The organism is Paenibacillus sp. ISL-20 (assembly GCF_018613005.1).
Classification (GTDB): domain Bacteria; phylum Bacillota; class Bacilli; order Paenibacillales; family Paenibacillaceae; genus Paenibacillus_AQ.
Genome location: NZ_JAGGRD010000012.1, coordinates 54,767 through 75,423, shown reverse-complemented (window position 1 = coordinate 75,423; position 20,657 = coordinate 54,767). Strand labels below are relative to the sequence as shown.

Annotated in this window: 15 protein-coding genes; 9 read left to right on the top strand and 6 right to left on the bottom strand. The window is 51.6% G+C overall.

The genetic code is table 11. The annotated features are described in order from the left end of the window. Positions 1–202 precede the first annotated feature (202 nt). Positions 203–1,444 (bottom strand): beta-ketoacyl-ACP synthase II, encoded by a 1,242-nt coding sequence (gene fabF, locus J7E85_RS08420; protein WP_215156812.1) that lies wholly within the window; start codon positions 1,442–1,444, stop codon positions 203–205. 135 nt (positions 1,445–1,579) lie between these two features. Here fabF and J7E85_RS08415 point away from each other — a divergent pair, with 135 nt between their 5' ends. Both J7E85_RS08415 and J7E85_RS08410 read left to right on the top strand, forming a co-directional pair. Then, positions 1,580–2,419 (top strand): helix-turn-helix transcriptional regulator, encoded by an 840-nt coding sequence (locus J7E85_RS08415; RefSeq protein ID WP_215156810.1) that lies wholly within the window; start codon positions 1,580–1,582, stop codon positions 2,417–2,419. Between the two features lie 14 nt (positions 2,420–2,433). Continuing rightward, positions 2,434–2,685, top strand: a complete 252-nt coding sequence (locus J7E85_RS08410) for a hypothetical protein (protein WP_215156808.1) — start codon at positions 2,434–2,436, stop codon at positions 2,683–2,685. A gap of 762 nt (positions 2,686–3,447) precedes the next feature. Here the strand turns inward: J7E85_RS08410 and J7E85_RS08405 are convergent. The 4 genes from J7E85_RS08405 to J7E85_RS08390 form a co-directional block, all read right to left on the bottom strand. Further along, complete coding sequence (locus J7E85_RS08405; RefSeq protein WP_215156806.1) at positions 3,448–6,408, bottom strand: DEAD/DEAH box helicase; 2,961 nt, start codon at positions 6,406–6,408, stop codon at positions 3,448–3,450. Continuing rightward, positions 6,405–8,051: an SWIM zinc finger family protein gene (locus tag J7E85_RS08400; protein ID WP_215156804.1), complete on the bottom strand. Its 1,647-nt coding sequence runs from the start codon at positions 8,049–8,051 to the stop codon at positions 6,405–6,407. Before J7E85_RS08400 ends, J7E85_RS08405 begins: the two co-directional genes overlap by 4 nt. Positions 8,052–8,212: 161 nt before the next feature. After that, the gene (gene vgb(C), locus J7E85_RS08395; RefSeq protein WP_215156802.1) at positions 8,213–9,103 is read right to left on the bottom strand and encodes a Vgb family protein; all 891 of its coding nucleotides are present in this window, start codon (positions 9,101–9,103) and stop codon (positions 8,213–8,215) included. A 471-nt stretch (positions 9,104–9,574) separates the two neighbouring features. After that, positions 9,575–9,745 (bottom strand): hypothetical protein, encoded by a 171-nt coding sequence (locus tag J7E85_RS08390; RefSeq protein WP_202618856.1) that lies wholly within the window; start codon positions 9,743–9,745, stop codon positions 9,575–9,577. Positions 9,746–10,037: 292 nt separating this feature from the next. On the opposite strand from J7E85_RS08390, the gene J7E85_RS08385 reads away from it, so the two are divergent. The 7 genes from J7E85_RS08385 to J7E85_RS08355 all read left to right on the top strand — a co-directional run bounded on the left by J7E85_RS08385 (position 10,038) and on the right by J7E85_RS08355 (position 19,438). Next, positions 10,038–11,123, top strand: a complete 1,086-nt coding sequence (locus J7E85_RS08385; protein ID WP_215156800.1) for a copper amine oxidase N-terminal domain-containing protein — start codon at positions 10,038–10,040, stop codon at positions 11,121–11,123. 408 nt (positions 11,124–11,531) lie between these two features. Next, positions 11,532–13,352, top strand: a complete 1,821-nt coding sequence (locus tag J7E85_RS08380) for a cache domain-containing sensor histidine kinase (protein ID WP_215156798.1) — start codon at positions 11,532–11,534, stop codon at positions 13,350–13,352. Next, complete coding sequence (locus J7E85_RS08375; RefSeq protein WP_215156796.1) at positions 13,333–14,904, top strand: response regulator transcription factor; 1,572 nt, start codon at positions 13,333–13,335, stop codon at positions 14,902–14,904. The genes J7E85_RS08380 and J7E85_RS08375 overlap by 20 nt, the downstream gene beginning before the upstream one ends. 98 nt (positions 14,905–15,002) lie before the next feature. After that, positions 15,003–16,328, top strand: coding sequence for an extracellular solute-binding protein (locus J7E85_RS08370; protein ID WP_215156794.1), 1,326 nt, complete (start codon positions 15,003–15,005; stop codon positions 16,326–16,328). 45 nt (positions 16,329–16,373) lie between these two features. After that, positions 16,374–17,249 (top strand): carbohydrate ABC transporter permease, encoded by an 876-nt coding sequence (locus J7E85_RS08365; protein WP_215156792.1) that lies wholly within the window; start codon positions 16,374–16,376, stop codon positions 17,247–17,249. A gap of 18 nt (positions 17,250–17,267) precedes the next feature. Then, positions 17,268–18,137, top strand: coding sequence for a carbohydrate ABC transporter permease (locus tag J7E85_RS08360; protein WP_071219105.1), 870 nt, complete (start codon positions 17,268–17,270; stop codon positions 18,135–18,137). Between the two features lie 257 nt (positions 18,138–18,394). Next, positions 18,395–19,438: a bifunctional transcriptional activator/DNA repair enzyme AdaA gene (locus J7E85_RS08355; RefSeq protein ID WP_215156824.1), complete on the top strand. Its 1,044-nt coding sequence runs from the start codon at positions 18,395–18,397 to the stop codon at positions 19,436–19,438. 267 nt (positions 19,439–19,705) lie between these two features. Here the strand turns inward: J7E85_RS08355 and J7E85_RS08350 are convergent, their stop codons facing one another. After that, positions 19,706–20,533: a helix-turn-helix domain-containing protein gene (locus tag J7E85_RS08350; protein WP_215156822.1), complete on the bottom strand. Its 828-nt coding sequence runs from the start codon at positions 20,531–20,533 to the stop codon at positions 19,706–19,708. Positions 20,534–20,657 lie beyond the last annotated feature (124 nt).

Below are 20,657 nucleotides of genomic sequence, written 5' to 3'. Positions count from 1 at the left end.
ACAACGATGTCATACAGTGCCGCATAAGGACTCAGAACCAAGGCTTGTTGTTGTCGAATCATCCGCTCACCCGCTTTCCATGATGCGTTAATTATAAACGAAAAAAAGGTACGGCTCCTCAACTTTCTTGAGGAGCCGTACCTTTTTTTATGAGAAGAACTTTTTCAGTGGCCTCGTTTTCACCGGGGTCTGGAACTCATGGTTATTCATGCTTATATTTCTGGATAACAATCGCCGAATTATGTCCGCCGAAGCCAAAGGAATTCGACATGCCAATCCGGAGCTCGGCGTTTCTCGCCTGGTTCGGTACATAATCCAAATCGCATGCTGGATCGGGATGCTCCAGATTGATAGTCGGCGGTATGATGCCTTCTTGCAGAGATTTCACGAGTGCAATGGCCTCCACGCCGCCGGATGCGCCCAGCATATGTCCGGTCATCGACTTGTTGGCCGTTACCGGAATGCGATACGCCTCCTCGTCAAACACTTGCTTAATGGCCGCTGTCTCCGAACGGTCACCGATGACCGTGCTTGTGGCATGGGCGCTGATGATATCCACGTCGGCTGGAGAGAGGTTCGCCTCGGTCAGGGCCAGCTTCATCGCCCGTGCCGCGCCGTTGCCGTCCTCCGGTGTGGCGACCATATGATAGGCATCCGAGCTGGCACCGTATCCGATAACCTCGCCCAGTATGACGGCGCCTCTGCCTAGGGCATGGGAGAGCGACTCCAGAACGAGGATGCCTGCACCTTCCGCCATGACGAATCCATCCCGGTCTGTATCGAACGGCCGGCTGGCCTGGCCCGGTTCATCGTTACGGGATGAAAGGGCGGTTGCATTCGCGAAGCTGGCCAGCGAGATGTCGGTCAATGCCGCTTCGGAGCCTCCTGCAATAATCACGTCGGATCGGCCCGCCTGGATGTTAAAGAAAGCCTCGCCGATCGCGGTATTACCGATCGAACACGCCGTAACCGGCGCAAGCGTAGAGCCCAGCGCTTTGTACTTAATGCTGATGAGCGCTGCCGCCATATTGGGAATCATCATGGGAACCAGGGTAGGGCTTACCCGCTCGGGTCCTCGCGAAGACAGCGTGTCGCTCTGATTCATTAAGGTTTGAATACCGCCGATGCCGGAGCCGACGTATACCCCCATCCGTTCATGATCGATCTGATCAAGATCGAGTCCCGACTGACTTATGGCTTGATCCGCCGCTGCCAAGGCAAACTGGCAGAAGCGGTCCAAACGCCGAGCTTCCTTAACGCCAAACAGCGCGTTTGCGTCAAACTCCTTCACGGCACCCGCTATGTTTACCTTTTGTCTTGATGTATCCATTGTTTCTATATGTGTAATACCGGACTCTCCCCGAACAAGCCGGGACCAGAACGTCTCAACATCATGGCCCAGCGGCGATATGACGCCCATACCGGTGATAACAACTCTTTCCATGGATCAACAGCCTCCTTAAGACTTTATAACTTGTCAATCTTAAGGTTATAATGTCACGTGTAGTATCCTATTACAAGATACCGTTTATCCTAGTATAAATACTGCTATCCTTAATGAGTGAAGGGGGCTTGTACAATGAATTCCCAGGTTAGGCTGCAAGCGTTGTCGGCATTCTTGAAAGGGCAGCGTGCCAAAATCTCACCCGAGTCGGTCGGACTTCCTCCCGGGACTAGACGGAGAACACCAGGCTTGCGCAGGGAAGAGGTCGCCCAGCTGGCGGGTGTTAGCACCACTTGGTACACCTGGCTCGAGCAAGGACGCGACATCCAGGTATCGTCGTCCGTGCTGGACTGCGTCGCCAATGCGCTTCAGCTAAATGCGGATGAGCGCAGATATCTGTATTCGCTGGCGCTGGAGAGCGGGGCGGAGCCTTATACGGTCAAACAAGAAGCGGTGCAGATCAGTCCGTCCCTGCAAAAAATCATCACTGCGCTAAAATATTGCCCCGTCATGATATCGGATCGGATGTGCAACATCGTGGGGTGGAACCGTGCGGCTGCATACGTGTTCCTGGATTTTGACCGCATTCCGCCCGAGGAGCGGAACATGATCCGGCTGCTCTTCACCCGCAGGGAGTTTCAACGGCTGGCGGTAAATTGGGAACAGTTCGCCAGCGGCTTCTTGTCGATGTTCCGGTCCTATTACGGTCAATACGTCGAGGATGAGTGGTATGACCGTTTTCTGGAGGAGATGAAGAACGGGCATCCCGATTTCAATCGGATGTGGGAGCAGAGCCAGGTCAGTTATGCCCCGGAGGTACATCTGGAATTCCGGCATGCCAAGGCCGGAAAAATGGTATATGAGCTCACGTCGCTCAAAGTGTACGGGAATGATGACCTGCGGTGCAGCATTTATACGCCAGCTCCGGATTCGACCACGGAAGCAAAGCTGCGGCAGCTGATGGAAGAGAAGTAAGCGGAGGGGGCTGGGTGACTCCTATCAAGGGGAGCAGCGGCTGGTTGCTCCTCTGCTCCTGGTGCGGGGGATCTGGTTGTTGTTTGCTGTTGGTGCGGCTGAGGCAGTGGACTTTGTTGACGATAGCGCTAGGTGCGGTTGAAGTAGTGGACAGGTTGCCGATTGCGCTAGATGTTCCTGGAGTAGGGGACCTTGTTGCCGTCCGGATTTGCTGCACCCCAAGTAGCGGACTCCGTTGCCGAATGGACTTGATTCACCCGAAGTAGCAGACTCCGTTGCAGTCCGGATTTGCTGCACCCGAAGTAGCGGACTCCAGTTCCGCTATATTTGAGATAACGCCATAATTTTAAAATTAGCGGACACTAGGTACGTTATTTGGCTCGTTTTCGACATTTATAAGCTGTTTTACTGCAAAATAACGGATCCCATGTCCGTTCAGTATCTAAAAATGATGAATTTGTTCTAAATAACGTACTCTGTGTCCGTTAATGATAAGAATCATTCTCCTCCTACCTAACCACCAGAAAAGTTGCGCGACACTCTGGTACCGGCCATCTTGAGCAGTGGAATCGGAGTTCTCCCCGTAAATGAAGTAATTCAAGACTGACATGATTACCTCGAAAGCAAGAGTACCTTAAGATGAACCAAATTAACCGAAAGCGAGTACCTCAAGTTGAACCAGATTACCCAAGTGAGAGTACTTCAACTGGTTCGAACATTAGAGTTCTTAGCCCTACAAGCTTCATGCGCGTAAACAATTTGAATTTTCTCAAAACAACATTGAACTTCTCTAAACACATTAAACTTCTCCAAATAACAAAAACCCCGTGTCCGCTCAGTGCCTCCGAAAAATCGCAAGTTCTTCAGTGGCCTCGTCCGCACAACGGGGCATTCTATTATTCAACATATGGTTATATAGCGACACCTGGTGGCCGCCTGAGGAGACCCATAAGCATTCCGCTTTGCTCCACCCCTTCGGGAGCGAGATTCCAAGATCGCCTATCCGTGTACTCCTTGATACACGACGCTTACGCCCAGTCGCGCCGCAGCGTGAAGAGATCCTTCAGCTCATCGGTGGACAGCTCGGTAATCCAGCCCTCGCTGCTTGCGATCACCTGATCGCTCAGCTGCTGCTTGCTCTCCAGCATCTCATCGATTCGCTCTTCGAGCGTCCCCATGGAGATGAACTTGTACACCTGGACATCCTTGGTCTGTCCCATCCGATAAGCGCGGTCGGTAGCCTGATTCTCCACCGCAGGGTTCCACCAGCGGTCGAAATGGAACACATGATTCGCCGCGGTCAGATTCAGACCGACGCCGCCGGCCTTGATCGAGAGAATCATGACATTCGGCTGCTCCTCGGGCGGCAGCGTCTGGGATTGGAATTGCTCGATCATGCGGTCGCGAGTCCGCTTGGGCGTGCTGCCGTTCAAGTATAGCACGGGCTCCCCAAGCTCTTGATGGAGCACCTGCCGCATCATCTCGCCCATGCCGATATACTGGGTGAAGATCAGGCAGCGCTCGCCCTCTTCCCGCAGCTCCTTCACCATGGACAGCAGCCGCTCCAGCTTGGCTGAACGGTTGACGACAGCTTCGGTGTCGAGCAAGCCGCCGCCTCCCGGCAATTCCGGAAGCGGCTCCTTCGTAAGCAGAGCCGGATGATCGCAGAGCTGCTTGAATTGTGTAAGAGCTGCCAGGATGGCCCCTTTGCGCTCGATGCCCTCGAGCTTTTGCATGCGTTCCAGCAGGCTGTTCACGGTTTGATCGTAAAGCGCACCTTGCTCAGCTGTGAGATGGATATAGGTCTTCATCTCGTTTTTGTCCGGCAGGTCGAGCTGAATTGCAGGATCCTTCTTCTTGCGTCGAAGCATGAAGGGCTTGATCAGCTTCTGCAGATCAGCCGTGCGCTGTTCGCTCTTGTCTTTTTCGATGGCTTGGATGAACCGGAGATTGAACGCGCGCAGGCTGCCGAGATATCCGGGATTGATGAAGTCATAGATGGACCACAATTCGGACAGCCGGTTCTCAATCGGTGTGCCGGTTAGTGCGACGCGGTGTCTTGCCGGGAAACTTCGCACGGCGGCGGATTGCTTGGTGTCGGCATTTTTGATATTTTGGGCCTCGTCGATGCCGATCGCTTCCCACTTCATGTCTCTTAACATTTCTTGATCGAGCGTGGCCGTCGCATATGAAGTAAGGATAATATCGGCTTGGTAAGCCTCTTTATAGAAATCCTCGCTGCTGCTTCGTTTGCCGCCGTAGTGAAGCATGACCTGGAGCGACGGGGCAAACCGTTCAAGCTCCTTCTGCCAATTGCCCAGCACCGAGGTGGGACAGATCAGCAGGGAAGGGAGGCGTTGCTCTTCCCGCTGCATCGCCGTCTCCTTCACGTGCAGCAGGTAGGCGATAAACTGCACGGTTTTGCCAAGACCCATGTCATCGGCAAGGCATGCCCCAAGCCCGTAACGCCGCAAAAAGGCAAGCCAGGCAAAGCCGTCATGCTGATAAGTCCGCAGCTCGGCCTTCAGCCCAGCCGGGACAGGAAGGTTCGGCCATTCGCTTTGTCGGCCAAGCTGGCCGATAAGCTTCACGAGGTGCTCGTTCAGCTCCACCTCAAGCTTGATCCGTTCCGGGTCCCGCGCTTCCTCAGCATCCTGCTGAGTCTGCCCTGACTCATCGTTGTTCCCGAGCAGATGCAGGTGCAGAATATCCTGGAACGATAGGCCTTCCTCACGATCTACGCCCGCCATCATCTGGCGGATTTGGGCGACCAGAGCGGGATCCAGCGGAATCCACTGGCCCCGGAACCGTACCAGCCGTTCGTTCCGGGCAACAAGCTCCGCGAATTCCGCCTCGGAAAGAGTAGCTTCGCCGATGGCGATCCGCCAATCGAAATTGACCAGCGCATCCAGACCGAACAGGGAACCGCCGCTGCTTCGCTCGGCGTTCTCGCCCTCGCCCGAGCGTACCTTCGCCCGCAGCTTGGGTTTCTTCTTGCTGGCGGCTTCCCACCAAGCGGGCAGAAGGACCAGCCAACCTGACTGGAGCAGCCGCTGGCTGTCAACGGTCAGGAACTGCCATGCGGCCTCGTCGGACAGAGGCGTACCGAGTGCGTCTTCAGCTGGAGCGTGAAGCACCCTTGCCGGCAGTGCTGCCTGCAAACCTTGGAGCCAGCCGGGGGACCGCTCCTTGATATGGGGTGTCCATGTCTCCGGCCATGATCCATATGCCTGCCCGTCTTCAGCCAGACGAACGGCTGCAAGCGATGCAGCGTCTTGCTTGTCTTGCAATACAAGCCGAAGGCGCCACGCGGCTTCTTCTTCGTCAGGCTCCAACAATTGCAGCAGCGGTCGGAATGGAGCGGTATCCGGCCGCCATCCGATGGCGATCAGCCATGACTTGTCGTCCATGCCTTCGGCTGCCGTACGGTTCGGTGAGAAGAGAAGAGGGTATTCTCTGCGCAGGTCAGCCGCTACCTCTTCGCTGCCGTAACACTGATCTTGAACGGCGGCAGAGAACGCCGCCCGTAAGCCCTCATTCCATATCTCGTCTGCATTCAGCAGGGAAAGACGGGACAACTCTTCCGCTGTGAACGCCTCCGGATCCCAAATCCATTGCAGCTTGCCTGATTTGAAGGCACTCAAGCTGGGCGCGTATTGCTTGTCCTGAATGCAAGCTGCCAGCGAAGGAGCAATTTCAATGAAAGGAAGACAATCCTCGTCCCATACCCATTCAATATGCTCGAGCAGTCGTCCATCCGCAAAAAACGGAATGACCTGCTCGGAAGGTAGGATGACCACTTCCATATCCTGAACGGATTGAACGGTGAGCTCTGTTCCGTAGAAGGAAGCTTCGTGCCACGCAAATAAACGGTGCTTCAGGTATTGTCCGGACACGTAACCCCGCATGACGGTAGAGCCGTATATGACGGCATCTCCGTATTCGCTTAACGCCATGTGGACCGTTATGGTTTCGGTGTGTCTGCTCATGATATCAGCTTTCCTCTCCGCAGCTCTTCCTGGAATGCACGAAGCCGGCTGTTTCGTACGGACAATGAGATAATGAACAGATCCCAGCGCTCCTGCTGCTTGAGCTTTTTATATAGCTTGGCCAACCGTTTGAGCAGCTTGACCGCTGCTTTATAGCCGGCTCGGTTCTTATGAAGGATGTACCGCTCGACGGCCTGATGGTAAAAAGGCAGCAGCAGCTCGGGCGCATTCTTCTCAATCGGCGCGAGCTCGCTGACCCGGAGCTCCAGCGGCTCCCGGCCTGTGCTTAATTGGTAGTCGATCCATTCCCGCCATCTGCCGTGCGTGATCAAGGCATTCTGATAGATGTCCTTCGCATAAGGAAGCATGTCGGCAAGACTGCTCCACATCTGTTCAGCCTCCTCGGGCAGGTGCTCTATGACGGCATCCCAGTAGAACTGATAGCTGCTGAGATGCTCGTTGCGGTGACTGCCAAGAAGCGGGCCGATCTCCGGGAGCCAGTGAGCCAAGCGTTCCCATTGTTGCCAGGAATGCAGCATGTCGAAGAAGCCTAGGACGGAAGCCGGGGACAGACTGCTAACCTTGTCTGCTTCCTTGATCAGGCTCCAAGACGTTTTGTCTTGTCCGAGGTAGAAGGACATTAAGCCCTGCGCCATATACCACGAGGCACGCGAGAGGGTGCTGCCGAATTCGGCTTCGGCTGCCTGTAACTGCTCTAACTCCGCCTGGATTAAGCTGTTGTCCTTTTTGGCAAACGGATAGATCCAGTACATCCAGAGCTGCATATAGACCTGGGCGTAAAATTTGCGGTTCCGCGGCTCGCTCAGCATGCTCCGCCGGACATGCGAAATGGTCTCAGTCAGGCGCTGCTTGAATGTCTCTCCATGTTCGCTGCTCTCAAGCCCTTCATGGAAGATGCGCTCGATTCTGGCCAGGATATGATCCGCTGCTACCTGCGTATGATAGCCGATGTAAGATCCGGAGGAATTCCAGGCACTAGCGGGCTGCTTGACCAGCTTCTCGAGAATAAAGAGATGAGCATGAAGCTCGTATAATGATCCCATTTCCGGCGGCATCGGCGGTTTGATGTGATGGAGGGAGGCCAGTGCATTTTTGGCGTAAAATGAGTTCTGCGTATTAGCTCCCAGCGAAGCCGTGCAAACTTCGAACAGCTCATGCCATGCGGAGATCGGCAGCTCGGGCAAATGGTCCGCCTTGACTCTCCATTTTGATGCTCCGGCAGACGGCCGTTCTTGCGCTGGGCTGAAGTCGGACTCCTTTCGGTCATACGTAGAGGTGGGAGCATACGTGGTGGAATGGGCATTAACTAGGGCGTGAATGGAACGACCCTGAAGCTGGGCATAGTCAAGCAGAACAGCCACCATATGCTTGCAGCCTTCATTAACGGGACAACTGCATGTGCTGTCACTCAGCGAATGAAGATGGAGCTGGATACGGTAAGTTTCCGTTCCATCAACGGCAGCCTCAATTATCCCGGAAGCCTCTGTCAACTCGCTTGTGTGAACACGACCTTGCTTGTAATATTGAAACCCCCGTTTAATAGTCAAATCGCTGAAGTAACCGGCGGTTTGTTGAATGAGCGTCTGCCACTGTATATCATCTAACGTTTGGTTTGGGTTCATTATTGGACTCTCCTAAGAGAAATAATTCTAAGTATCCATTTAATCTATCATATTCGCATAGATGAAGAAACAAGCCGGGACAGCTTTGCACTGGAAAAGCCCGGCAACAGGCTGCTGAACGGGCTTTTTTATGGGTGGAGCAATATGTTGGCATCCTAAGCCTAATATTGAATCGTAAACCGGCCGATCTGATCGCATTCCTCGGCGAACCAGACCTCGCCGCCGGAATCCACGGTAATGCCATGTGGTTCTGCGGAGGGGGTAGGGATCGGGTACTCTGTAATGTCCCCGGTACAGGTAACTCGTCCGATTTGATTGGCTCCCCATTCGGTAAACCACAGATCCCCGGAAGCGCCCGCTGTGATGGCATGGGGCCTCGCGTTGTCAAATGGGATCTTAAATTCGGTGAAATTCCCGGACGTTGTGATCCGTCCGATTTGATTGCCGTTGATTTGAACAAACCATAGGGCGCCATCGGCACCTGCCGTGATGCCGACCGGGCCGGATTGCTCTGTTGGAATCCGGTACTCGGTAATCTCCCCGTCCACCGTAATCCGTCCGATGCAGTTGTTCTGGTTTTCCGTAAACCACAACGCGCCGTCCGGACCGGCTGTAATATAGGAAGGGTACGCCCCTTTGCATCGTAAGTCATATTCCGCGATAACGCCTGCCGGCGTTATATTTCCGATTCGGTTGCCGGTTAGCTCGGTGAACCATATGGCTCCATCCGGACCCTCCGTCAGGCCGTAAGGAGACGAGTTGGCTTCAGGTAGTTCGAATTCCGTAAATGTTCCTTCCACTGTCATTCTTCCGATTTTATTCGCTTTGTACTCCGTGAACCAGAGGTCACCGGTATGGGTAGATAGGATGGATATGACCCCGGCATCCGGAGTCGGCACTTCGAACGTGCGCATTTCCCCATTCTTGGTGATCCGTCCGATTCGGTTTCCTTTTTGTTCCGTGAACCATATGGTCCCATCTTGTCCTGTCGTAATACCATAAGGTCCCGACTCCCGATTAGCTGTCTTGTACTCCTGTGTTATGATCTGCATGCAAACATGCCTCCCTGTATAGAAAGTTGTTAGGAATGCTTTAAGACGGATTCTTCATTTGTCTGAGCGTATCCAAGTCACCGCTCACGATCGCACCCATAAGTCGGTTGATTAACTCGATATCAGCGCCCCACCAACGGATCTCCAGCAGCTCCTGATCATGCCAGGATCATAGCGTTTACGAATGCTGCATAAAAAAGCCTCCCACTCCGAGATTTCGGAATAGGAGGCTGAATACGGACAAAAAAAGATACCGGCTTCATGAATAAAGAAGCTTCAAGCATCTACCCGTCACATATAAAAAAGCCGCACGAATCCTATCCCGAAAAACCTTATATCGAATTGTTTTTCCAATGTTTGGGACAGGATTAGTAGATCATCGGCTTTTGGTTCACCCTTTCATTTCTGGTTGCCTAGACTTTACCACAGGAGATTCAGTAGTTTCAATCCTAAATGATCTGAAGTTTACCTTCACAACCGCCGGTTTCTTTTCTCATCGATGTAAAGCTCGACAGCTGTTATGGCACGAATCAAAAATTTAATAAGCAGATACAATGCATACAAACCAAGCAGCTTAAAAAGTCCGTTTATGATTAGTATCAACATCGGCCATAAACTAAACATGGAACTCCCCATACTCATGCAGCCCACCTCCCTTCAACATTTTCCGACATGACCGTCCTGGCACGGGCATCATAACCGTTTCGAACAAATTGTTTCCCATAATATAACAATCATATCTGATTCTAACATATCAGAAGGATCGGGCTCATGATTTTTTGAATAGAATGGGGCGAATGCTTGGAGGCTTGGCGGGAAGGGGACGACAGAGGAAGTATTTTCATTATTTGTTGATATGGACTAACCAATCCCGGTCACGATGCATTAAAGTTATATAAGAATTCATATTATAAGCCAAGGAGATTTAGAGAACATGATAACCCGGAAATGGACAAAACTAGCGGCAAGCGGTGCTATAGCGGCCACGATGCTGTTAAGCTCGATGGTACAGGCTCAGGCTGAGGCTGAGGCTGGGCACAAGAAGGAATTAGGATTAAATGTTAATCATTATGTTGTCACGACGGACGTTAAACCTGTCATCGTGAATGGTACGGCGCTCGTCCCTTTAAACACGGTAAGGGAATATTTGAAGCCTATGCAGCTCCGCTGGAATAACAAGAACAAAACACTAACTGTCAACACAGGCACCGATCAAGTCACCCTAAAGATGGGGAGCAAGGAAGCCAAGGGAAAGGGGAAGATCTACACCTTGTCTGTTCCCGCTCAGCTAAAGGATGGGCGCGTCATGGTTCCTGCTCGATGGATGGCGGAGCTGTATGGTGCACAGGTAAGCTTGGATACGAAGGCCGGGATGATTTACATCTATACACCGGAGGTCGACGTGTCAACGGCAGAGGAGAACCGGGATGTGAAGCTGTATCCGGTAAGCGCAACGAAATACGGCAGATATGAAGGTATGGTGGTCGAGGTCAAAGGCAGGAAACAGGTCTTTAAGGACTGGTACGGCGGAGATGGTATGCGTAAACCCGTCATTCAATATCAGGATGTTACAGGCGATGGCAAGCCGGAAGTTGTGGTGTTCTATGTGAACGGGACCGGCACGGGTCTTTACATGGGGGAGATGCATGTAGTCGACGCAGAGACTCTGAAGGAAATCCCTATCGAATCATTGGAACAGGCGGTATTGAGCCATGTGCAATCCAACATTGAGAAGTATGCAGACCACTTTGTGATCAAGCTTTTGATCGACGGGAAGGAGTATGTCGAAAGGATCGAGGATGATTCCAAGGATAAAAGCTACCTAAATGATAAGGTTGGCTTCGGGGCCGTCGTCAGACACAAACTAGCGGAAGGCCAGCTTGTTACGGAAGCTGCAGGAAGCATCAGCCCTGCCGGCTTCGCTGGCGATCTCCAAATAACATACCGATTTCAAGAAGAGTTGAACCGGTTTATGGTGGATGGCATTGAATATCGTAGTCTGGAAGAATGGGGGAAGTAACGGTTTATTGATGTATAACTTTAGATCTACATATAAACGCATATCTGATGAGATGTTATAAACATGGACTAGAAGTATAAATCTTGATAGAATGATGTGCTTCGCTAATAAAAAGGGTGCTGCGGCGCCCTTTTTATGTTTTTTTAATATCCAATCCATCCCATCTATCCCCTCCATGATCTCCGAAAAGAAACCAGTGGAAATGGCACATATAGAACCTATGCAAGAAGATTTCATCCTCGTTCATAGGTCTTTATTACCATTTACTTGAGTCTTAAGATTCCTCTAAGATAGTTAATAAACCTGACACATTTTTGCTAGGAAAAGAGAATGATTTCGAAGTAAACGCATTCAATGTTAAGTAATATAACAAGTCCATACCATAGGGACTTTGAACGAGGTGTTTTTATGCAGCAATGGCTTGGGAAATCGCTAAAGCATAAATTGTCGTTACTTATTATTATCGCTACGCTGGTGCCGCTGCTGTTTCTCGGTATTTTCTCTTTTAACATAGCCAAGAGCCTGACGGAGGAGAAGGCCAAGATTACAGGAATGAATACGCTTCGGCAGCTGGAAGCTTACCTGGATACGATGGTCAAAGACGTAGAGAATATCTCGCTTTTCCTCATCGGGCATACCGGTGTTCAAGCCTATCTGAAGACCGAGCAAAGCAACTATGTCCAGCAGACGACGGTTATTAATTTTTTGACGAATCTGGCCTTTTCCAAAGATTATATCGCCAACATCATTGTCGAACCGCTCGGCAGCAAAGATGCGATCTCGCACAAATCCTTGGTACGCTCCGAGTTCCGGAATATTACCGAAGTGGTCCCCGATTATTACGAGCATCATCCCAAATGGTGGTCCTTTGTGCATCGGCAGTGGACTTTTGAAGGCGTTAGGAAAGTCATTACGTTGGCCAGACCGATCCGGAGCACGGATAAATATAAGCCGATCGGGAATCTGCAGATCAACCTGGATCAGGGCGTCATTGCCAATCAATTCCGGCAGGCCGTCCTGGAGAAGACCGGGTTTGTCCTTCTTCTTGATGAGAATAACCGGATTATCGCCGGTCCGCCGGATATGGAGACCAATCTTACACTTGCAGACTATTATCCTTCGATTGGAGAGTTTGAGGGGCTCAGCGGAAATATAGACTATGGCGAGGGGAGCAACAAGAAGACCATTCTCTATAAGAAAATGTCCAGCGTGAACTGGAAACTGGTCGGCATCATACCCTCACAGGAATACCGTTCCCAGAACCAATACTTCATCAAATTGACGGCGGTTGCCGTCACCGTGGCTATACTGCTTGCCATTATACTGGTTCTTTTCCTGATCCAGAAAATTACGAATCCGCTGTCCGTGCTAACGAAGTTTCTCAAGAATTCAAGCCCGGAAGAGCCGCTGCCTGCGCTCCCGGTTAAGACGGTCGATGAGGTCGGGCAGCTCATTATCAGTTACAACCGGCTCAGCTCCCGGATTGTGAAGCTTACCGATGAAGTGAAATTGAATGAGTCGCTGAAGAAGGAGGCGGATATGCATGCACTGCAGGTGCAGATTAATCCGCATTTCCTCTACAATACGCTGTCATCCATCCATTGGCTGGCGCTGATGAACCAGGATGTGAAAATCGCCGAGATGGTGGGATCGCTCAGCGATTTCCTGAGGTTCAGTCTCAATAACGGTCAGGAATACTGCACGATTCAGCAGGAAATTATGCATGTCCGTCATTACGTGAATATCCAGACGATCCGCTATCCGGAAAAATTCAAGTTTGAGGTTCAAGTGGATGAAGTGCTGTATCAGCACACCATGTTAAAGCTGCTGCTGCAGCCGTTGGTTGAAAACTCCATGCTGCATGGTATTTTGAGCCGTGACGGAATGGGGACGATTACGATTAGCGGACACCGTGAACATGAAGGAATCCACTTCGTGGTGGAGGATGATGGCATTGGAATGACGACGGAGCGCCTGAAGTGGCTTCAGGATCAGCTGGTTGAAAATCCGCTGCAGTACGAGAAGGGACAGACCCCGCGCGGAAGCTACGGGCTGCGCAATGTTCATAAACGGCTGCTCCTTCATTACGGCAAGGATGCGGGCTTGCGTGTGGAGAGCACGGAGGGAGCCGGGACGCGGGTGATGTTTACGATACCTGATTTATCTGAGATACAACAATCTGAATTATCCAGTAAAGGGGATGGCGACATTGAAGGTACTGATCGTTGATGATGAAGTGATCATTCGAAATGGTCTGAGTACAGTGATCAATTGGGCCGATAACGGCTTTACGGTGCTGACGCCCGCAGCTTCGGCGGAGGAAGCCCTTCAGCGTATTCCTGTTGAAATGCCCGAGATTATTTTTACTGACATTCGCATGACAGGCTTGAGTGGACTGGATATGGCACATGAAGTCAAACAGAAGTATCCTGAGATCGAAATTATTGTCATATCGGGATATGATGAATTCTCATATGCGCAGCAGGCGATGCGGGAAGGCGTGAGCGACTACCTGCTGAAGACGAGCAGGCCCGGGGAAATTATCGAGGCTGCTGTCCAAGCCAGGGAACGGCTATTACAGCGCAGGCTTACTCAAGCGAAGGGAAAGGCGCAGGAAATGGTGGTCAATCGGGGCTTTCTGAGAAGGTTGCTTGCATCCGGCACTCCACTGGATGAGCATGCCGAGGCCGAATTGTGGGAGCGATATCCTGAGCTGCGCTTGGAATCGAACGGCTCGGTCCTCCAGATCTGGATGCTATCGGTATATCCGTTACATCAAGAAGAGGAGGAACACTCGACCGTTAGCGAGTTGCATCGTTTAATCGGCACGGAGCTGGCCGAAGTGCTACAAAGCGCGTGGCTGGAGTGGAACGGCTCCCTGCTTCTGTTGGTGCGGACAGAGCTGAATAATGGTTGGGGGCGGGTGGATTCCGCTCTTCGGAAGATGGAATCGACGCATGCCTGCCGCATCACGGCTGCCAGCGGCCAACGGGTCGCAAACGCCAGGGAGCTGCACATTGCGCTGGCTACCGCGGTAGAGGCCAGCTCTTACGAGTGGCTGCTGCATTCGGAACGGCATATCCGTTATGAAGATATCGCAGAACGTAAAGGCATCCGAACGGTATGTTCGATGGAAGAAGAAACCGAGCTATCCTCTGTTCTGCGTTCCGGGCAAACCGCCGATTTGCAGACATGGGTTACGGATTTGCTGGGACGTATCCAAAGTCAGGGTCAGGCGACGCCTGGCTCGGTTCAAGCTTACCTGCATTCCCTGCTCGTATCGGCACAGCGCTGGCTCATACGGGCTGCATCGTCCATCGGATACACCAATCCGGTGAACGTGGAGGAGACCTACGATATACGCGAGTTGACAAAGGCACCGGAGAAGGTGATGATCGATTCCCTTGGACTTGTCATGAAGCAGTATCGTGATATGGTCTCAACAACCAGTCCTGTCCAGCGAGCGATATCCTTCATTCATGAGCATCTGGGGCAGAGCCTGTCGCTTCAACAAGTGGCCAAGCATGTTCATATGAATCCCAACTATTTCAGCGAGATGTTCAAGAAGGAAACCGGGCAGAATTATATCGAATTCGTGACCCAGGCGAAACTGCGAAAAGCGATGCACCTGCTAAGGGAAACGCCAGCCAAAATCAGTGAAATCGCGAATGAAATCGGCTATGAGGATATTAAGTATTTTAACCGCCTGTTCAAGAAATGGACGGGACAAACCCCGTCGGAGTATCGGGCAAGTCCTGAATTTTGTCCCTCTATCGACTGAATTATATCCCCTATGTAAGCGTTATATCCTTTTATATACTTGGACTAATCATCTTAAGACGCTTCATCATTTTCGTATATTAAAAAGGGGGATTGACCATGAGACCAAAACGTAAAATAGGTCTTGTTCTGCTGATGATGTCACTGGTCCTTGCAGCTTGCGGAGGCGGGCAAAGCAAAGAGCAGGCGGGAGGAAATGAGGGTAATCAAGAGAAGGTCAAGCTGACCATCTGGCATAACTTTGCCGGTGATGACCTGCGTGCAAAATCAGTCCGAAGCTTTATCGATCAGTTTGCTCAGGACCATCCTGAAGTTACGCTCGATGCACAAGCGATTCCGCCGGATGGTTACCGTCAACGTCTGAGTACCGTTGCGGCTGCAAATGAAATGCCGGATGTATTCTTCGTATATGCAGGAAGTCAGTCAGCTGAGCTTCATCAGGCGAAACTGCTTCAGCCGATTACAGAGGTGCTGGATGCGCATTCGGATTGGAAGGATAAATTCCTGCCGGGAGCGTTTGATCCATACGAGTTCGAGGACGGCCAGATCTACTCCGCTCCACTAGGCATGTCCGCAACTTCGATTCTCTATTACAACAAAGCATTGTTCGACAAACATAACGTAAAAGTTCCAACGACTTGGGAAGAAATGATGGCGGCGGTTAAAACGTTCAACGATAACGGCATTACGCCGATCGCACTCGGAAACAAAGCGCCATGGGTTGCGCAATCCACCATTATCGGATCGATTGCCGACCGTGTGACAGGCACCGAATGGTTCAAGAAAGCGGCAGCACAGGATGGCGCGAAATTCACCGATCCTGAGTTTATCGAAGCGCTTGGTTATTTCAAAGAGCTGGTAGATAACAAAGCCTTCCAGGAAGGCGCGAACAGCATCGACAACACGCAAGCCGAGCAATATTTCATCCAAGGAAATGCAGCAATGATGATCAGCGGTGCATGGACACTCACGAACCTGGCAGCTTCTTCTTCGGAGGAGCAAATGAAGGATATTGAAGTCACGACATTGCCTTCGATCCCGGGCGGTAAAGGTGAGGCTAACACCATCTCCGGCGGAGCTGGCGGCGGTCTGGCCCTTAGCAGCCGAACGGAAGGGAAAACGAAAGAATTGGCGCTGGAACTGATTTATGCGGTCAGCGGACCGGAAGCGCAAAAAGCGATTGCCGAGAGCAACTCCATGGTCATGTACGATACCGAAATTGATCAGGCCAAAGTTACTTCCTTGTACTACAAAGCCTTTAACCTGGTGAAATCCACAAGCATTACGCCGGTATACGATGCTTATCTGTCTGCAGAAGCGGCTGAAGTCATCAACAACGGTCTGCAGGAAATTATGATGGGCGGTCCTGTCGAAGGTGTGGCCCAGAAGCTACAGGATGCGCAAGCCAGATCCGCTACTCCATAAGAAACCATTCATCACTGCATAAGGATTAGGAGGGAGGAGGCTGCCATGCCTACAGCGATGAGAAGCAAAGGATTTATAGCCATAGCTCTTCTTCCAGCGCTTCTGTTGTTTCTGATATTTGTCATTATTCCGGTCTTCTGGTCAGCTTACTACGGATTTTTCAGTTGGAAAGGGTTCGGAGACGCCACCTTTATCGGCCTTGATAATTATAAAGAGATGTTCAAGGATCCGATCTTCTGGCGGGCGCTTCGAAACAACCTGATTCTGGTCGTATCATCCATTATCGGTCAGGTTCCAATCGCGTTGATTCTGGCTATTGTATTGTTCAAGAATTCGTTCTTCTCCAGGTTCATCCGGTCTGCCGTATTCATGCCGATGGTTCTCTCCACGGTTGTTGTCGGTCTCATCTGGGGTTACATTTACCATCCTCAGTTCGGGATCGCCAACTATGTACTGGAGATGCTCGGTCTGGAGTCATGGACCCGTCCCTGGCTGTCCGATCCAAAAGTGAACATGCTGGCGATATCGATCCCGATTAACTGGGCGAACGTCGGTCCTTATCTGGTCATCTTTATCGCAGCACTGCAAAATATTTCACCGGAGATCCATGATGCGGCCAAAATCGATGGGTCCACCGGCTGGAACAAGCTGATGCAAATCACGCTGCCGATGATCTGGAGCACAGTTGTCGTAACCATTGTGCTCTGCATCTCGGGAAGCCTGAAAGCTTTTGACCATGTCATCGTTATGACGGGTGGCGGACCTGCGCAATCGACCGAGCTGCTTGCCACTTATATGTACAACAGCACGTTCAGTGTGTACCGTTATGGTTACGGCTCCGCCGTCTCCACGATGATTATGATCGTCAGCGCCATTCTTATCGCGCTTAACTATTTCGCAACGCGCAGAAAGTCAAGTTAACATGAAGGAGGGAGCGATGTGAATTTACAGACGACCGGGACCGGAAGTGCCTCAGGGAAACGCGTCATCACGAAGGGGTTAACCGGGTTCGTAAAATTGCTGCTGATTGTGTATGCGATTCTTACGCTCTATCCCTTGTACTGGCTTTTTACGAGCGCGTTTAAATCGAATCAGGATTTCTTCACCAACCCTTACGGCTTGCCGAAGGAGTGGATGACCGAGAATTTATTCCGGGCTTGGGAGCTTGGAAATATGGGCAGAGCGATGCTGAATTCAACGGTTGTGACGATTACAGCCGTCGTTCTGACCATCCTGCTCAGTGTACTCGCGGCGTATGTACTGTCCAGATTCGAGTTTCGGTTCAAAAAGCTGGTGGTTGTGTTGTTTACGACCGGGCTGCTGATTCCGATTCACAGTACGCTGGTGCCCCTGTTTATTATGATGAAAAATATCGGCCTGCTCGACACGTACGGTGCGCTCATTCTGCCTTATACGGCATTTGAGCTGCCAATCGCGATCTTCTTGGCGATGGCTTACATGTCATCCATTCCAAGGGAGATTGAAGAAGCAGCCATGATTGACGGCAGCGGCTGGTGGGGAATCTTCGGCAGAATGATTCTTCCGCTCTGTACGCCCATCGTGGCAACGATATCGATTCTGGCATTTCTCCGATTCTGGAATGACTTCTCCTTCGCACTCGTATTTATCAATACGCAGGCGCTGAAGACGCTGCCGCTCAGCTTGTCCTTATTCTCGGACGGCTTCGGCACGGATTACAGCTTGACGATGGGAGCGATGGCGATCGCAGTCATTCCAACGATCGTGGCCTACCTGATCTTGCAGGAGCAGATCATGAAGGGTATGGTGGCAGGGTCCATCAAAGGTTAAATCTTTAGTCTTAAGGAATTTCAATATTCTTAAAAGAAAGGCCTCTTCCGGTCCGCGGAAGGGGCTTTTCGTATGATTAGGTCAACCAGGATCATCGGGTTGGTGTGTCTCCCTCGAAAATATTCATGCACGATTTTCGGCTACGCCACGCCGGCATATCCAATATAATAGGAACACCAGGACAAAGAGAGCATGAGATGATGGCTTGCAAGCGATAGCCACAGAGTACGTATATGAGATCGAGGGAGGAACCCCAAGTGATATCGGCTGCGAATCAACAGGAGTATTATCAGGCATTAGTGGAAAAGAAATCGGAGTACGAGGGCGTTTTTTATGTGGGCGTGAAGACCACGGGGGTGTTCTGCCGCCCGACATGTCCGGCCCGAAAACCGAAGATGGAAAATTGTGAATTTTACGAGACGGCTCAAGAAGCGCTGCTTGCTTCCTTCAGGCCCTGTAAACGATGCCGTCCGCTATCACACCCCAATCAGGTGTCCGACCTGGTCCGGCTGCTCGTCGAGGCGGTGGAAGAAAATCCGGAGAAAAGGTGGACAAACCAGGATTTTCAGAAGCTGTCCGTGGATGCTTCGACGGCGAGACGCCAATTCAAGAAGCGGTTCGGGATGACCTTCGTCGAATATGCACGGGCACGGCGGATGGGACTTGCCCTGAAGCAAATCCGGGAGGGGCATGCCGTCATCGATGCGCAGTTGTCGACCGGCTACGAGTCCAGCAGTGGCTTTAGGGATGCTTTTTCGCGCATTATGGGCGCAGCGCCTACTCGATCGGGGAATAACAAGATCTTAAAAGCATCGTGGCTCGACACGCGCCTTGGACCGATGATGGCCATCGCAGATGATGAGGCGCTGTATTTACTCGAATTTGTAGACCGTCGGGGCTTGGAGCGTGAGGTTGAGCGTCTTCGGCAGAGAACCAAGTCGGCCATCATTCCGGGTTACACAGCTCCGATCCGCTCGATCGAACTTGAACTCGGCGCGTATTTTGACGGGGAATTAACGGAATTCAAGACGCCTCTGTTTCTATTAGGATCGCCGTTTCAAAAAGAAGTATGGGACCAGTTACTACAGATTCCACCTGGACAAACGTCTTCGTATGGCGAGATCGCAGCAACGATGGGAAGACCGACCGCATATCGTGCCGTTGCCCAAGCGAATGGCGCCAACCAGCTCGCGATTGTCATCCCATGCCACCGCGTGATTAATACGAGCGGCGAATTGGGCGGATACGGCGGAGGATTGTCGCGCAAGCAGTGGCTGCTGCATCATGAAAAATCGATGTAAAGACCGAATGCTTCAGCAGGTATGAAAGTGAGGGAAGAGTGGTCGAGATCAAGCCGCGGGAGTGGAATCGCAATCATCTGATATGGGTAGGCATCTATTTCGCGCTTGTCTTTGCTGCCGCCGGGGCCGCTATGATATGAATGGGTGTGGCCGGAAAAAGCGTTCTGGAGAATATATCGAGTTATGAATGCGCAAAGCAGCCAAGCTCCTGCCTTTATGGATGAGCATGGTCTGCTTTTTATTACTTCATTATATAGTAGAAAAAAATCAGCGGGGGCCTTTCGCTTGTTCCGGCCTTGCCGGCACCGTTGCCGTAGCCCGGAACTTGACCGGGGACACGCCGTAGTTGGCCCGGAATACCCGGTGAAAATAGGAATAGCTTGCAAAGCCGCAGGTTTCCGCAATTTCCTCCAGCGTCATCGTGCTGTATTTCATGCGCTCGACGGCTGCATTCAACCTGATCTCCAGGGCGTACTGAATCATGGTTTTCCCGTAATACTCCTTGAACAGTTTAACCGCACGGGATAAACTAAGTCCCACATGGGAAGCAGCCTCCTCCAGCTTGAAGGTGATGGTGGCATGTTCCTCTACAAATCGCTTCAGCCGCAGGGCAGTGAAGGCAAGACGATCGGTCGGCTTGATCTCGGTAATAGCCCGATCCAGGCACAGGCAGAGACTGCGCAGCAGGTAGTCGGTCAGCTCCCCAATTTCCCCCTCAAGTCCGCGCCGCTTCTCCAGCAGCATCTGTCTCCACAGGCCCAGCAAATGATCGTCGAGCCCGACATGACTGACGACAGGGCGGTGGGTTCGGTTCCACCAATCATCAATCCATGAGCCATCGCAAAATATAAAATAATCCCCGCTGGACACGCGGCCATCCTCCCCGTCTTCCTTCACCCGTAGCTCGTATTCATCGCCGGGCTTCAGCAGCAGCAGGTCGCCTGCCTGCACGTGGTGCTCGATACCGTTGCAGTAGATTTCGCAGGAGCCCTCGGTTTGAAGACGGAACAGATAGGTCGTCAAGCCGCCCCGATGGCTGTTGCTAAATTGCTGAAAGTGATAGGAATAGTCGCAGATCAGCAGCCTTGCCTCCATCATGGTAACAACCCCCAGTAAAAATGTAAGCAGATAGTTCATGTTGCAGCAATATTGTTTATGTTCATTTTAGCCTATTTGCATGTATGATAGTAGCAGATAGAGCAGTAACTCATTTTTGGAA